The organism is Rhodococcus sp. NPDC056516 (genome assembly GCF_042794655.1).
Classification (GTDB): domain Bacteria; phylum Actinomycetota; class Actinomycetes; order Mycobacteriales; family Mycobacteriaceae; genus Rhodococcus_F.
The window spans coordinates 1-17,436 of the sequence record NZ_JBHTTG010000014.1 but is presented as its reverse complement, the minus strand read 5'-3'; the positions used below and the strand labels follow the sequence as shown (position 1 = coordinate 17,436).

Here is a 17,436-nt window from a genome sequence, read left to right as displayed (position 1 = left end):
CGGGGCGCACTTCACGAAAGTCAGTTGGAGGAAGTGTAGATGTCCGTCGGTATTCCGGGACCGCAGTCGCTGACGATCGAAGATCTGCCGAAGTTGGTAGCCGCAGTTGCGGCGGTAGACCCTGATCGAGTGGCTCTGAGCCACGGTGGAACCGAAATCAGCTACGGACGACTCAATGACGAGTTGGTCACTCTCGACACCGCGATGGGCGGGGCATTGGGGGCAGATGCCCTGGTTCCTGTTGTCGTTTCCACTGTGCTGCCGGAGCTGATCGCCAGCGAGGCCGACGGTCTCGGTGCGGTGGTCGACCATCTCATCACCGACGGAACGTCGCTCGTCGAGGTGGCGGCGGAGTCCGATGCCCACGTGACCCTCGCAGGACTCTTCGACGAGCAGGTCGAGCGGACGCCGGATGCGCTCGCGCTGGATTACGACGGAACGCAGCTCACCTACGCACAGTTCGACGCGCGAGCGAACCGCCTGGCCCGTGAACTCGTCACGGCAGGTGTCGGACCGGACAGCCTCGTCGGTCTCGCGATGCGTCGATCGATCGATCTCCTCGTCTCGATGTACGCGATCGTCAAGGCCGGCGGCGCGTACGTTCCACTCGACCCGGATCATCCTGCCGACCGTCTCGGGTACGTACTCGAGATCGCGAAGCCCACGGCTGTGCTCACACGTACGTCCGATGCCGTGGTGCTGCCGCACGGTACTCCCACGCTCGACGTCGACACCCTCGACTTGTCGGGTCATGCCGAGACAACCGTCACCGATTCCGACCGGTTGGCGCCGCTGCGCGCGGACAACACTGCGTATGTCATCTTCACGTCCGGATCGACCGGACGCCCCAAAGGCGTTGCAGTCTCTCACCGTGCCATCGTCGCGAACCTGAAGTGGCGTCAGACCGAGTACGGATTCACTGCCGACGACGTGATCTTGCAGAAGACACCCTTCACTTTCGATGTGTCCGTGTGGGAGTTCTTCTGGCCGCTGCAGGTCGGTGCATCGCTGGTGATCGCGGAACCCGACGGACATCGTGATCCGGCGTACGTGGCTCGCACGATGATCGAGCGCGGAGTGACGGCGGTGCACTTCGTGCCGTCGATGCTCGCAGTGTTCGTCGCCGAACCCCTTGTTGCGCAGGTGAAAACCCTTCGATACGTGTTCGCATCCGGTGAGGCGCTGCCGGCTCGAACCGCGGCACGTCTACGCGAGGTCAGCAGTGCTGGACTCCACAATCTGTACGGCCCGACCGAAGCTGCCGTCGACGTGACGTACTACGAAACCGGCGAGCGAGATCAGGTGTCGGTGCCGATCGGTGCAGCAGTTGCGGACACCGAGCTCCTGGTGCTTGACGATGCGCTGCGGCCCTCGCCGTCGGGTGTAGCAGGAGAGCTCTATCTTGCCGGGATTCAGCTGGCCAGGGGATACGTGTCGCGACCGGATCTCACGGCAGACCGTTTCGTGGCTCGGCCGGGCGCTACCGACGGATCCCGGATGTACCGAACCGGAGACCTGGTGCGCTGGCGCGGCGCCGGAGCGAACCGTCAGCTCGAATACATCGGTCGCACCGACTTTCAGGTCAAGCTCCGCGGTCTGCGCATCGAGCTCGGTGAGATCGAGGCGGCACTGCTCGATTGTGAAGGTGTTTCGCAAGCCGTGGTGGTCGTCCATTCGGACGAAACGATCGGTGACAACTTGGTGGCCTACATCGTCGCCGAGGGTATCGATTCAGAGATTCTGACGTCGTCGCTGGGTGAACGGCTACCCGACTACATGGTCCCTGCCATGTTCGTCGAAATGGACGAGTTTCCGCTCAATGCCAGCGGCAAGCTGGATCGAAAAGCCTTGCCCGCACCCGAATTCGTGTCGAAGACGGTTGAATACCGCGAGCCCGCGACACCTACCGAAGCTGGTGTGGTCGCGATCTTTGCCGATCTGCTCGGGCAGGATCGGGTCGGGGCAGACGACGGCTTCTTCGAACTGGGCGGCAACTCGTTGCTCGCCACTCGCGTGGTTGCACGGATCAACGCCGAACACGGCATCTCCATCGACATGCGCAATTTCTTCGACGCGCCCACGGCCGCAGAACTTGCCGTCTTCATCGACGAAGCAAAAATCTCAGAAGACCGCAAGGCTCACGTTCCCCTGATCCCTCGCGAGCGCCCCGAGTTGGTTCCGCTGTCCTTGGCGCAGCAGCGCATGTGGTTCCTCAACCGATTCGAACCAGAATCGGCAGTCGACCATATTCCGGTCGCGCTGCGGCTCAGCGGAGCGCTCGATGTCGATGCGTTACAAGGCGCACTCGAGGATTTGATCGAGCGGCACGAGATACTTCGGACTGTGTACCCGGAGGTCGACGGCGTCGGATATCAGCGCCTGGTCGACATTGCAGCCGTGGTACCGAACCTGACTCCCATACGGGTAGACGAGTCGGCGATCGTCGAGCGAGTGACCGACTTCGTCACTCCGGGATTCGACGTGACCACCGAGGTTCCGATTCGGGCGGCACTCTTCCAATTCGCCGCCGACGAATTCGTCCTCGTGTTCGTCGTCCATCACATCAGCGGTGACGGGTTCTCCATGGGACCGTTGACCAAGGACATCGTTTCGTCTTATGTGTCTCGGACACAAGGAATTTCGCACGATCTTGCTCCGCTGCCCGTACAGTTCGCCGACTTTGCACTGTGGCAGCGCGAGGTTCTCGGCAGTGAAGACGACCCGGATTCTCTGATCACTCGCCAGGTCGACTACTGGCGCCACGCGTTGGCCGGTATCCCCGATCAGCTCGATCTTCCGTCGGACCGCCCGCGCCCGCGCGTCGCGTCGAATCGCGGAGCCGGGCACACATTCACGATCGAACCGGAGCTCCACCAGGCTCTCAATCGAATTGCGCTGGACAACAACGCATCACTGTTCATGGTGTTGCATAGCGCCGTGGCGATTCTGCTGGCGCGGTTGTCCGGGACTTCGGACATTGCGATCGGAACGCCGGTCGCCGGTCGAGGCGATCAGGCTCTCGACGACCTGATCGGGATGTTCGTCAATACTCTCGTGCTCCGTACAGATGTTGACGTCAACATGTCTTTCATCGACTTGATCGCCCGTATTCGAGACATCGATCTCGATGGATTCGGTAACTCGGACGTTCCGTTCGAGCGGTTGGTAGAGGTGCTCAATCCCTCGCGATCGCAGTCGAGGAACCCGCTGTTTCAAGTGATGCTCTCTATGCAAAATCTTGGGCAGAGCACGCAAAGCAGCCTCGAGGTACCGGGATTGACCATTTCCGGGCTTGATGTCGATTCGGCAATAGCCAAATTCGACTTGCAGTTCACGATCTGGGAGTCCGACGCGACTGCTGCGTCAGGGGGCCTGAGTGTGGCACTCGTTTATGCGACGGATTTGTTCGACGAGGCATCGGTGAAATCTTTCGCCGGTCGGCTGACTGTGATTCTTGAAGCGATTGCAGCGGATGCCACGGTGGTGGTCGGTGATATCGATTTGCTCGATGCTGCCGAGCGTTCGGACGTTCTGGATTCTTGGATGGTTCCTGGTGTCGAGGTCGAACCCGGCACGACATTGGTGTCGATGTTCGATGCGAGGGTTGCGGGTGCGGCTTCGTCGACTGCCGTGGTGTTCGAGGATCGCCGGTTGTCGTTCGGTGAACTGGATGAGGCGGCAAATCGGTTGGCGCGCAATCTGATCGAGTGTGGTGTTGGACCGGAGTCGTTGGTGGCGGTCGTTTTGCCGCGGTCGGTTGAGTTGGTTGTCACGTTGTTGGCCGTGGTGAAGGCCGGTGGTGGCTATCTTCCGATTGATCCGACGTATCCGGCGGAGCGTATCGCTTTCACGTTGGCGGACGCGCGCCCTGTGTGCGTCGTCGCTGCGGGTGATGTCGTCGATGTCGAGGTGCCAGTTCTTGATGTGATGGCGTTGGACTTGGCGAATTACGACGGTTCCCCGGTCTTGGACGGTGATCGTCGTTCTGCGTTGCGTGCCGATGATATTGCCTACGTGATCTATACCTCCGGTTCAACTGGGAAGCCGAAGGGTGTGGCGGTCAGTCATCGAAATGTGGTGGAGTTGTTTGCGAATGCTCAGCCGCGGTTCGGTTTCGATGGTTCGGACGTATGGACGTTGTTCCACAGTTACGCGTTCGATTTCTCGGTGTGGGAGTTGTGGGGCCCGCTGTTGTACGGCGGCACTGTTGTGGTGGTGGATTACCTGACTTCTCGCTCGCCGGAGCAATTCCGTGAGTTGGTAGCGCGTGAGCGGGTGACGGTGCTCAATCAGACTCCTTCGGCGTTCTATCAGTTCGCCGAGGCGGATCGGATGGCTGGCGATTCGGCCGGCTCGTTGTCGTTGCGTCATGTGATCTTCGGCGGTGAGGCGCTGGATTTGTCTCAGTTGGTGCGTTGGTATGACCGTCATGACGATAGTTCGCCGCGATTGGTGAACATGTACGGGATTACCGAGACCACTGTGCACGTGTCGTTCTCTGCACTCGATTCGGTGATGGTTCGTGAGGCGACTGGTTCGGTGATCGGCCGGGGCCTTGGTGGATTGTCGGTGTTCGTACTCGACGATCGGCTTCGCCCTGTGCCGGTGGGTGTTCGAGGCGAAATGTATATCGCTGGTGGTCAGCTTTCGCGTGGGTATGTGGGCCAGCCCGGGTTGACTGCTGGTCGTTTTGTTGCGAACCCGTTCGGCCGCAGCGGTTCCGGTGATCAGATGTACCGGACAGGCGATATTGCACGGTGGAGTGTCGACGGGGTGCTCGAGTATGCGGGCCGAAGTGATTCGCAGATTCAGTTGCGTGGGTTCCGGATTGAACTCGGCGAGGTCGAGGCTGCGTTGTTGCGTGTGCCTGGGGTGGCTGGCGCTGTGGCGGTCGTGCGCTCGGATGTTGCGCTCGGTGATCGTCTGGTGGGGTATGTGGTCCCCGAGGCTGGCATGGATCTTGTTGCTTCCGTTGTGTCGACGAGGGTGAGCGAGTTCTTGACCGGGTACATGGTTCCGGATGCTGTGGTGGTGCTCGAGGAGCTTCCGCTGACGGTGAACGGTAAGTTGGATCGGAAGGCGTTGCCGGAGCCAGTATTCGAGGTGCGGGAGTATCGAACACCCGCGACTGATACGGAGTTGGCGGTAGCGGGCGTCTATGCCGACGTTCTGGGGGTCGAGCGTGTCGGGTTGGATGATGATTTCTTTGCTTTGGGTGGCAATTCGCTCGTAGCCACACGATTGGTCGCCAGGCTCGGGCGAGCGCTCGATACGACGATCCCCGTGAGGGTCCTGTTCGAAAATTCGAATGTAGAGTCGCTGGCGGCGGCGATCTCGTCACACGTCAGTTCCGGGAACATTCCGGCACTAGTCGCAGGATCTCGCCCCACGACGATTCCGTTGTCACTTGCTCAGCAGCGCATGTGGTTCCTGAGCCGCTTCGACCCCGAATCGGCCGTCAACAATATTCCGATTGCGCTGCGTTTGAGTGGCCAGTTGAATCTGTCGGCACTGCAGTTGGCCGTATCGGATGTGGTGGATCGGCACGAATCGCTACGGACGATCTACCCGGAGGCGGGTGGGCAAGGTCAGCAGGTGATTCTGCCTGCCTCAGAGGTATCTTTCGATCTCACCCCAGTCACTCTGGGCGGAACTCGGATCGAAGAGGCACTGCTGACGCTCGCTCTGGCAGGGTTCGATGTGACAATGTCGGTACCGTTCCGTGTGCAGTTGTTCGAGGTGGGGGCGGACGCATTTGTTCTCGCCTTCGTTGTGCATCACATTGCAGCGGACGGGTTCTCGATGCGTCCGTTGACTCGGGATGTCATGGTTGCTTACGCCGCTCGGGTTTCGAATGGCGTTCCGAATTGGACTCCGCTCGAGGTGCAGTACGCCGATTATGCACTCTGGCAGCGGGAGGTCCTCGGCGACGAGGACGACCCGAATTCGTTGATCTCGGCTCAGCTGGACCACTGGCGCTCCGTCCTCCGCGATTCGCCGGAAGTGCTTTCGTTACCGGCTGACCGACCCCGCCCGGTCGTCGCCTCGAATCGTGGCGCTACGTACCGCTTCTCCGTCAGTGAAGAGCTTCGGTCGAGCTTGGACTCACTTGCACGCGAGCGGAACGCGTCGCTGTTCATGGTGATGCATTCGGCCCTCGCCGTGCTTCTCGCAAGATTGTCCGGTACCAGTGACATCGTGATCGGTACTCCGGTTGCAGGGCGAGGCGAAAAGGCGCTCGACGATGTGATCGGTATGTTCGTGAATACGCTGGTCCTGCGGACTCCCGTGGACCTCTCGAGTACATTCAGTTCACTCGTCTCGGCAACGCGAAGGACCGACCTTCAGGCGCTAGGCAACGGCGATGTTCCGTTCGAGCGATTGGTCGAGGTACTGGACCCCACCCGATCGCAGGCTCATCACCCGCTGTTCCAGGTCGCGCTGTTCTTCCAGAACATGTCGCAGGATGCGTTGGAGCTTTCAGGTTTGGAGGTCTCAGGCCTCGAGTTCGACGCGGGTATCGCGAAATTCGACCTTCAACTGACCCTCGCTCCTCACATCGAAGATACGCACGAATCTGGCATGTTCGCCGAGTTCGCATACGCCACAGACCTATTCGACGAGTCGACCATTCGTGGATTTGCCGATCGTTTCACCAGGATCCTCGAGCAGGTGGTCGTGGATCCGTCGATCACCGTGGGTGACATCGAACTGTTGGAGGAGGCCGAGCGCGAGTCGCTGTTGATTGCGCGCAACTCCACCGCCCATGACGTTGAGAACAGCGAGACGTTGGCTTCGCTGTTCGACACCCGCGTTGCGTTGGCACCCGATGCTGTTGCCGTGGTGTTCGACGGCCAGTCGCTGACCTATGGCGAGTTGTCGGAACGTGTGAACAAATTGGCACGCAAGCTGATCGACAACGGGGTCGGGCCCGAATCGTTGGTGGCCTTGGCGATGCGTCGATCGCTCGATCTCGTAGTGGGTATGTACGCGGTGATCGCCGCGGGCGGAGCCTACGTGCCCTTGGATCCTGATCACCCGGCCGAGCGGATCGGGCACATCCTCACGACTGCCGATCCGGTCTGTGTGCTGTCGACGACGCGGGATGCTTTCGTAGCGCCGAACGGCGCCGACGTGCTGTTGATCGACGCTGTCGATCTCTCGAGCTATTCGGCTTCAATCGTTTCCGATGCTGATCGTCGTGGTCGACTGCGTGATGTGAATGCCGCCTACGTGATCTTCACCTCGGGTTCCACGGGCAAGCCCAAGGGTGTTGCGGTCTCGCATCACGCCATCGTGAACCAGGTCCTGTGGATGCAGGATCAGTACGCCATCGGCACAGAAGACGTCTATCTGCAAAAGACTGCAACGACATTCGACGTCTCGTTGTGGGGATACTTCACTGCGCTTTTGTCCGGTACGAGAGTGGTGCTGGCATCTCACGACGGACATCGAGATCCCGCATATCTGGCTGGTCTGATCGAAGATCATCGGGTGACGCTGACGGACTTCGTTCCGTCGATGTTGACCGTCTTCGCGACTTCGGTTCCGGAGCACGCATTGGTGTCACTGAGGGACGTCTTCGTGATCGGTGAGGCATTGCCGGTCGAGACGGTGCGCGCATTCGCTCGGGTGTCCTCTGCAGGCATGCACAATGTGTACGGCCCTACCGAGGCTGCGGTCTCGATCACCTACTACGAGGTCGACGGATCAGAGTCAACAGGGATTCCGATCGGGGTGCCCGAGTGGAACTCCCAGGTCTACGTGTTGGACAGCCGATTGAGGCCGGTGCCGGTAGGCGTTGCAGGTGAGTTGTATCTGGCCGGTGATCAACTGGCCCGCGGTTACGTCGCGCGACCCGATCTCACCAGTGATCGTTTTGTCGCGAACCCATTTGTGGAGACGAACGACACGGACGGTGAAGTCAATGTCGGTGGCAGTCGGATGTATCGCACCGGGGACCTGGTGTGGTGGAACACCGCAGGCGAGCTCGAGTATGTCGGGCGTACCGATTTTCAGGTCAAGTTCCGCGGACAGAGGATCGAACTGGGTGAGATCGAATCCGCTCTGCTGGCGCACCCTACGGTGGCTCAGTGCGTGGTCACCGTTGCATCCACCGATATGGGCGATCAGTTGGTTGCGCATGTGATCGCTGTCCCGGATTCGGTGATCGACGTGGAAGACCTGAGGAATGCACTTCCCGAGTCGTTGCCTGTCTACATGATTCCGAACGCGATCATGGTCTTGAACGAGTTGCCTTTGAACTCCTCTGGCAAGTTGGATCGGAAGTTGTTGCCGGAGCCGGTGTTCGAGGTTGCGGTGTTCCGGGCTCCGGTAACACCCGTCGAACAAATTGTGGCCTCTGTGTTCTCGGCGGTACTCGGGGTCGAGCGCGTCGGGTTGGATGACGATTTCTTTGCTTTGGGTGGTAATTCGCTGATTGCTACTCGAATGGCAGCGCGGTTGGGGCAGGCGCTCGATGCGCAGGTTCCGGTGCGGGTGTTGTTCGAGGCGTCGTCGGTGGAGTTGTTGGCTGCTCGGATGGAGTCGGAGATCGGATCGGGTGCGCGGGCGGCGTTGACGGCGATGGTACGGCCGGAGCGGGTGCCGTTGTCGTTGGCGCAGCAGCGGATGTGGTTCTTGAACCGTTTCGATACGTTGTCGTCGGCGAACAATATTCCGGTGGCGATTCGGTTGTCGGGGTTGTTGGATGTGGCGGCTCTGCAGGCTGCTGTGTCGGATGTTGTTGCGCGGCATGAGATTTTGCGGACGGTGTATCCGGAGGTCGACGGTGTCGGGTTCCAGGAGATCCTGTCGGCGGATCGGGTGCGGTTGGATGTGTCGCCGGTGGCGGTGTCGGAGTCCGATGTCGTCGGTGCGGTGACGGAGTTCTTGTCGGCTGGTTTCGATGTGGCGGTGGAGGTTCCGGTTCGGGCGCGGTTGTTCGCGGTGTCGGAGTCGGAGTTCGTGTTGGCGATGGTGGTTCATCACATCAGTGGTGATGGTGTGTCGATGGGGCCGTTGACGCGTGATGTGATGGTGGCGTACGAGGCTCGTTCTCGGGGTGAGGTGCCGGGGTGGGCGCCGCTCGAGGTGCAGTATGCGGATTACGCGTTGTGGCAGCGGGAGACTTTGGGGTCGGAAGATGATGCGGGGTCGTTGATTTCGCGTCAGATCGGGTTCTGGGAGTCGGCGTTGTCGGGGTTGCCGGATCAGTTGGATTTGCCGGCGGATCGTCCGCGGCCGGCGGTGGCGTCCAATCGTGGTGCCAAACACGCTTTCGTTATCGGCGCGCCAGAGCATCATTCTTTGAAAAAAATTGCGCGTGAGTCGAATTCGTCGTTGTTCATGGTGGTGCATGCGGCGTTGGCGGTGTTGTTGTCGCGGTTGTCGGGGACGTCCGATATTGCGATCGGTACTCCGGTGGCGGGTCGTGGTGAGCAGGTTCTCGATGATTTGATCGGGATGTTTGTCAATACGTTGGTGTTGCGGACCGAGGTGGATTCTTCGGAGTCGTTCTCGGGGTTGTTGGGTCGGGTTCGTGAGGGTGATCTGGGTGCATTTGCGCACGTAGATCTGCCGTTCGAGCGGTTGGTGGAGGTGCTCAATCCGGCGCGGTCGCAGGCGCGTAATCCGTTGTTCCAGGTGATGCTCTCGTTCCAGAACATGGAGCAGTCGGCACTTCGACTCGGTGATCTGACAGTTTCGGGCATCGACGCGAATACGGTGGCGGCGAAGTTCGATCTGCAGTTGACGATGGTCGAGCAGTTCGACGAGTCCGGTGCCCCGGCCGGGATGGCGGCGCAGTTCACGTACGCGACGGATCTGTTCGACGAGTCGACGGTGGCAGGATTTGCCGACAGGTTCGGGCGCATCCTTGCTGAGATCACTGTCGATCCGTCAGTTCGGTTGGGTGATATCGACGTACTTACGGCTACTGAGCGCAGCAACCTTCTCAGCTGGTCCGCTGGTGGGCGCACAGCGTTGGCAGGCGCGTCCTTGACTGCGATGTTCGAAGAACAGGTTGGACGGGCGCCTGATTCTCTTGCCGTCGAGTGCGATGGCGAGGCGCTGACCTATGGGCAGCTCGACGCCTACTCAAACGTGGTGGCCGAGCGATTGACGGCGGCCGGCGTCGGTCCGGATGACGTCGTCGCGTTGATCGTGCCGAGGTCGGTCGAGTGGGTCGTAGGTATGTTGGCGGCGTGGAAGGCGGGTGCTGCGTACGGGCCGATCGATCCGTCGTATCCACAGGATCGGATCGAAGCGATAATCGCTGACACTGGCGCCCGATGTGCGGTGAGTACGACGACTCTCGATCTGGCGGTGGACGTCATCGTCCTCGACAGCATCATGCGCGATTCGCCGATGGTGGAGAGGCCGACGGATCGATGGCGTGAACTCGGTGCGGGGGACCGCTTGGGGTACGTCATTTCGACATCCGGTTCGACGGGTCGTCCGAAGCCGACGTTGGTGCCGATGGCCGGCATCGAGAACACGGTGGCCTGGTACCGCAGCGAGTTGCCCGAAACTGGTGGTCTATTGATCGCGTCGTCACCGAGTTTCGACTTGACGCAGAAGAACGTCTGGGCAGCGTTGAGCAGCGGTCGGACCGTAGTGCTTGCCCCAGACGGTTTCGATCCGGATGCGATCGTTGCTCGCGTCGGGCACGGTGACGTTGCAGTGGCGAACATGTCGCCGAGCGCGTTCGAAGCCGTGGTGGATTCCGACGAGGATTCTGCTCTGAGCGTTCTCGATGTTGTGTTCCTTGGAGGCGAGTCGATCCGGCTTAATCGTCTTGGTAGTTTGTTGTCAGGCGGAGTACGCGTGGTGAACAGCTACGGCCCGACGGAAGCGTCGGACGTGGTCTCGTTCCACGCGGTGACCGCGCACGACACCGTCAGCGTTCCGATTGGTGCACCGGTGCCGAACATCGATCTGTTCGTTCTGGATCGGTCGTTGGGTCTGGTGCCACCGGGCGTGATCGGTGAGTTGTACGTCGGTGGTGTCGGCGTCGGTCGCGGATACGGGAACCGAGCGGCGTTGACTGCGGAACGTTTCGTCGCCAACCCCTTTGTGCTTGTGGGAGAGCATGAATCAGGCGGCGGTAGTAGGTTGTATCGAACCGGCGACCTGGTCAGGTGGAACGGTCGGGGTGAGCTGGAGTACGTCGGCCGATCGGATTTCCAGGTCAAATTGCGGGGGCAACGCATCGAACTCGGCGAGATCGAATCTGCTCTGATCGCGCACGAGACGGTTGCAGACGCGGTGGTAGTCCTGCACAGCGATGCTACGTTCGGCGACAGCCTGGTCGGGTATGTCGTGGGAACTGCAGTAGATGCGTCGGAAGTTCTGGAGTCGGCCCGGGCCGTGCTTCCGGCGTACATGGTGCCGTCGAAGGTTCTTGTTCTCGACGAGCTTCCTCTCAATGCGTCGGGCAAGTTGGATCGAAAGGCACTCCCGTCACCGGTATTCGAGGCAGCGGAGTTCCGGGCGCCGGTCACATCGGTGCAGGAAATTGTTGCGTCGGTGTTCGGCGATGTATTGAACATCGAGCGGGTGGGTCTGGATGACGATTTCTTTGCGCTGGGTGGCAATTCGTTGATCGCTACCAGGTTGGCGGCACGGTTGGGGCAGGCGCTCGATGCTCAGATCCCGGTGCGCGTGCTGTTCGAGAACTCGACAGTGGAAGGTTTGGCGGCAGTAGCGCAAAAGACTGCAGGCTCCGGCGCGAGAATGGAGCTGGAGGCGCGGGAACGCCCAGAACGCCTCCCTCTCTCCTTGGCGCAGCAGCGTATGTGGTTGATCAACCAGATGGATCCCGGTTCTGCGGCATACAACATTCCGTTGGCACTGCGATTGACAGGGAACTTGGATGTCGCAGCCTTGCGCCAGTCTCTTCACGACGTATTGGTTCGACACGAGTCGCTCCGGACCAGCTACCCGAGTGACATCGAAGGCCCGGTTCAGAAAGTCGTCGCGATCGACGAACTCCTTTCGCCTCTCGAGACGACTCAGGTAGACGACGAGGCGGCGGCGTTCAATCGCGTCGTGCAGTTGGTGACGACCGGATTCGACGTAGCTCAGGAAGTACCCGTACGCACGGGGTTGCTCGAGTTGGGGTCGGCAGACTTCATATTCGTCTTGGTCGCTCATCACATCGCCGCTGACGGTGAATCGATGGCACCTCTGGCCCGAGACATGATGGTCGCCTATGAGGCTCGCGTGCGCGACACCGCGCCGTCGTGGACGCCGCTGGCTGTTCAGTACGCGGACTTCGCAATCTGGCAGCGCGAAGTGCTCGGTAGCGTCGACGAGGTCGGCTCACTGGCTGCACAGCAACTCGACTTCTGGCGGCGGACGTTGAACGGTGTGTCGTCGACGCCCGGATTGCCTTCCGACCGTCAGCGACCGGCGCAGATGTCTACAAGGGCCGGTGTTTCGGAGTTCTCCGTCAACGCGGAAACGGCGACGCGGCTCGACGAGATTGCGCGAGAACACAACGCCACATTGTTCATGGTTGTGCATGCTGCGCTTGCAGTTCTCATCTCACGGTTGAGCGGTAGCCGAGATTTCGCGATCGGAACGGTTGTAGCCGGGCGAGGTGAGCAGCAACTTGACGACATAGTCGGAATGTTCGTCAACACGCTTGCACTCAGGACCGCTCCGGATCTCGGAGCAGGATTCGGCGAATTGGTCTCGCTGGTTCGAAATGTCGATCTGGAGGCATTTGCGAACGGCGACATACCGTTCGAGGAAGTAACCAGCGCCTTGTCGGCGTCAGCGGACGAGCTTTTCCAGGTTGCACTGTCGGTCGAACCGATGGCAGGAGCCGAGTTCAACCTGCCGGATTTGAAGATCACGGCAGTCGAGGGTGTGGAGGCGACTGCGAAGTTCGACCTCCAACTCAATCTCAGTTCTGATCCGAAAACAGGTGGATTGCTTGGCCATTTGGTATTCGCCGCCGATCTTTTCGACCAAGCGACCGCCGACGCAAATGTCGAGCGATTCGTACGCGTTCTAGATCGGGTGTCCTCGGATCCTTCACGTCCGATCGGTGACATCGAACTGCTCACCGACTCCGAAAGGGCAGAAGTCCTCGGCTCCGTGGACACAACGCCACCCCCGGCAGTTGGTGCTTCGACGGGCAGACTCGTGCCACAGCTATTGGCGAACTCCGTAGAGGCTGATCCTGACGCCGTCGCAGTCGTGTGCGATGAAGAGGAAGTGACATACCACGAGGTCGATGCACGATCATCTCGCCTTGCGCGCCACCTCATCAGTCTTGGGATCGGCCCGGGCGACGCAGTTGCGATGACAGGGCTGCGTGGCATCGAACTGGTAGTGGCGATCTGGGCGCTGTCCAAAGCCGGCGCGGCAGTACTCGTGGGAACTACAACAGGAGCAGCGCGTAGGCCTGGAAGAGGAACAAACCCGAGTGTGGCCTTGACGCTGACTTCGGGCAGTGCAGATTCTGACGTTGCGCTGGATACGATCCTCGACCTGAACCAGTCCGATGTTGTCGAATTGGTGGCGTCGTATTCGAGTCGTTCCGTGAACTACGCGGACCGGGTTCGTCCGCTCAATGTGGACGACGTCGCGGTCGTGGTTACCGGATCAGCCTCTGACCAGATCACCCAGGGAGAGCTCGCGGCGAAGTTGGATGCCATGTCGCAAAAGCACGAGGTCGACTACGAATCGCGTTTGATGTACTTCGGTCCCGACGACGATGAAACATCGGTTCTAACGATTCTGCTGGCAGGGGTAGTGGGTGGCGTCGTCCTTGTGTCCTCGGAAGAGTCTCGGAATGCCGATGTGCACGGCCTCCTCGAGGAGGAGTGGGTTTCGCACGCGGTAGGTCAGACAGACGTCTTCACAGATGTCGTCGAAGGAACTTTGCCTGATCTACGCCTCGCGTGTGATCCCGCGACGTGGACTCTGAGCTGACGCCGCCGTTCTCGAAGTAGATAGACGCCCTTATCCCGAACAGTCCGATGATGTCCACTCCTCGACAGCTGTAACAATGGTTCGGTGTGTCCGATCAACTACTGGGGTCATACCGGGACGTCGAACTCGATTTGCCCAGGTCAAGGGTAGAACCTCGGAAGTGATCGGATTCCCGCGAATACCGATCGAACTGCAGTACCAAAGCGAAGGTGAAATGTCTTGACGCAGCACGAGCTCCTCCATCACGCCGTTCGAGCGCAGGTCGTGGCCGCATGAGCGCCGATGGTGTGACGCCGGATACCTCTGCTACTCGCAAGAGTCGACGGGAGCGGCCTACCCGTACTCGTCGAGCGAGGACATTGTTGCTGCCACAGTTGCTGTCGGCGGCCGTCGAGTTGGATCCTTCGAGGGAAGCGTTGCGATTCGAGGGGAACTCACTTTCCTATTCCGAATTGGATGCGCGGTCGTCTCGCCTGGCTCGTATGTTGATCGCCGGCGGTGTAGGTCCGGAGGACAGGGTTGCCGTGTCCATCCCGCGGTCAATCGAGTCAGTGCTGGCAGTGTGGGCAGTCGCGAAGACCGGTGCAGCTTTTGTGCCGGTGGATCCGAACTATCCGTCTGACCGTGTTGCGTACATGATCGAGGATTCGGGTGTCTCGGTCGGCTTGACCGTCGGCGAATTAGATATTGATTTGCCATCGTCTGTGAGGTGGATCGCGATCGATTCTCTCGAGACGACGCAGGCATCGGAAGCGATGTCCGGAGAACCGGTGGCGTATTCGGACCGTGTTCGCACTCTGCGAGTCGAACACCCTGCATACGTTATCTACACCTCAGGGTCGACTGGACGTCCGAAAGGTGTTGTTGTCACGCACGCAGGCCTGGGCAATTTGCTGAGTGAACAGGCCGATCGACTTGGTGCCACAGCCCAATCGAGGGTTCTGCACTTCGCCACCCCCAGCTTCGATACTTCGCTCTTCGAGCTGTTGCTTACCATCGGTTCCGGCGCGACGATGGTTATCGTTCCGACGACCGTTTACGGGGGTGACGAGCTCGCGGAACTATTGAAAACCGAACGCGTCACGCATGTGGTGGGAACCCCGTCAATGTTGGCATCTGTGGATCCCTCGGGGTTGGATTCCATCGTCACCGCTGTAGTCGGTGGCGAGGTATGCCCACCTGAGCTTGTTGCACGCTGGGGACGGGACAGGGCCTTCTACAACGGATACGGCCCAACCGAGACGACTATTGTCACCAACATCAGCCCGAAACTGGCACCAGGTGACCGCGTGACAATTGGTGGACCTGTTCGCGGGGCTTCCGCCCTGGTTCTGGACTCACGGTTACAGCCAGTCCCAGTCGGGTCGACAGGAGAGCTGTATCTTGCCGGGCCTCAGGTTGCGCGCGGGTATCACAATCTGACTGGTATGACTGCCGATCGTTTCATCGCGAATCCGTTCGGAGCGCAGGGCGAACGAATGTACCGCAGTGGTGACCTCGTACGCTGGGTCATCGCAGAAGGCGGCGCGCGGGATCTCGAATACGTTGGGCGATCCGACTCCCAATTGAAGATTCGCGGCTTCCGGGTCGAACTCGGAGAGATCGACGCTGTTCTTGCATCTCATCGAGCGGTCGACTTTGTTGCAACCCTCGGTCGCAAGCTCGCCAATGGCGAGCAGGCGCTGGTGGCGTATGTGCTGCCGCGAGCGGGAGCCGAGGTCGACGTCACGGAACTGCTCGACGTCTGCAGACAAGAATTGCCCAGGCACATGGTGCCCGCCTCTGTCGTTCTCATCAGTGAGATTCCGTTGACACCCGTGGGCAAGTTGGATACCGCCGCGTTACCGGATCCGCTTTTCGAGTCTCGTCCGTTCCGTGCTCCTTCTACTGAGGATGAGATCCAGATCGCCACGGTGTTTGGCGAGCTGCTCGGGACGGAGCAGGTCGGAGCGGATGACGACTTCTTCGAGCTTGGAGGCAATTCGCTTATAGCAGCGAAGCTGGCAGCGCGGTTGAGTGCTGTCTTCGACGTGCGGGTACAGGTCAAGACGTTGTTCGAGTCGTCGACGGTGTCGTCGCTTGCCTCTGCGCTCGCAGCTTCCGCTGGGCGTGCGCGTGTGGCGTTGACGGCTCGGGTGCGTCCGGAGAAGATTCCGTTGTCGTTGGCGCAGCAGCGGATGTGGTTTTTGTCGCGGTTTGATGCTGTGTCGGGTGTGAACAATATTCCGATTGTGTTGCGTTTGTCTGGTGTGGTGGATGTGGCGGCGTTGGGTGCTGCTGTGTCGGATGTTGTTGCGCGGCATGAGATTTTGCGGACGGTGTATCCGGAGTTCGAGGGGGTCGGGTTCCAGCAGGTTCTTCCGGTGGGTGGGTTCGCTGTGGATATTTCTGCGGTGCCGACCGATGAGGCTGATTTGTTGGGTGTGTTGGCGCCGGTGGTGACTGAGGGGTTTGATGTCACTTCTGAGGTGCCGTTGCGGGTTCGTTTGTTCCAGACGGGTTCGTCGGAGTTTGTGTTGGCGTTGGTGGTTCACCATATTGCTGCTGATGGTGTGTCGATGGGGCCGTTGGTGCGTGATGTGTCGATGGCGTATGTGGCGCGTGCGGGTGGACAGGTTCCGGGGTGGGCGCCGCTCGAGGTGCAGTATGCGGATTACGCGTTGTGGCAGCGTGAGGTGTTGGGGTCCGAGGGTGATCCGTCGTCGTTGATGTCTGAGCAGTTGGGGTATTGGACGTCGGTGTTGGAGGGGTTGCCGGAGCGGATCGAGTTGCCGGCGGATCGTTCGCGGCCGTTGGTTGCGTCCAATCGTGGTGCCGGTTACCAGTTCTCGGTAGATGCGCGGTTGCATCGGGCGCTCGAGCAGTTGGCGCTTGATCGTGGTGTGTCGTTGTTCATGGTGGTGCATGCGGCGTTGGCGGTGGTGTTGGCGCGGCTCAGTGGTAGTGATGATGTTGTGGTGGGCTCGCCGATCGCTGGGCGGGGCGAGCAGGTTCTCGATGATTTGATCGGGATGTTCGTCAATACGTTGGTGTTGCGGACGGAGGTGGATTCTTCGGAGTCGTTCTCGGAGTTGTTGGGTCGGGTTCGTGAGGTCGATCTGGGGGCGTTCGGCAACGAGGATGTTCCGTTCGAGCGGTTGGTGGAGGTGCTTGATCCGGCGCGGTCGCAGGCTCATCATCCGTTGTTCCAGGTTGCGTTGTTCTTCCAGAACATGGCGCAGAGTGTCTTGGAATTGCCGGGGCTGTCGATTGCCGGTTTCGACGCGGGTGTGGAGATCGCGAAGTTCGATCTGCAGTTGACGGTGTCACCGTTGGAGGAGGACGGCGTCGGTGTGGGGATGCCGATGTCGTTGACGTATGCGACGGATTTGTTCGACGAGTCGACGGTGGCTGGGTTTGCGGAGCGGTTGGTTCGGGTTCTGGAAGCGATGGTGGCGGAGCCTGATTCGGTTGTCGGGGATGTGGAGTTGCTCGGTGAGGACGAGCGTT

The 17,436-nt window shown here is 60.2% G+C and carries 2 protein-coding genes; both read left to right on the top strand.

The window, feature by feature from the left end; genetic code table 11:
- Positions 1 to 39: 39 nt before the first annotated feature.
- Positions 40 to 13,947 (top strand): amino acid adenylation domain-containing protein, encoded by a 13,908-nt coding sequence (locus ACFQ6Y_RS30200; RefSeq protein ID WP_378640499.1) that lies wholly within the window; start codon positions 40 to 42, stop codon positions 13,945 to 13,947.
- A gap of 272 nt (positions 13,948 to 14,219) precedes the next feature.
- A partial coding sequence (locus ACFQ6Y_RS30195) for an amino acid adenylation domain-containing protein (RefSeq protein ID WP_378640496.1) occupies positions 14,220 to 17,436 on the top strand: 3,217 nt, incomplete at its 3' end.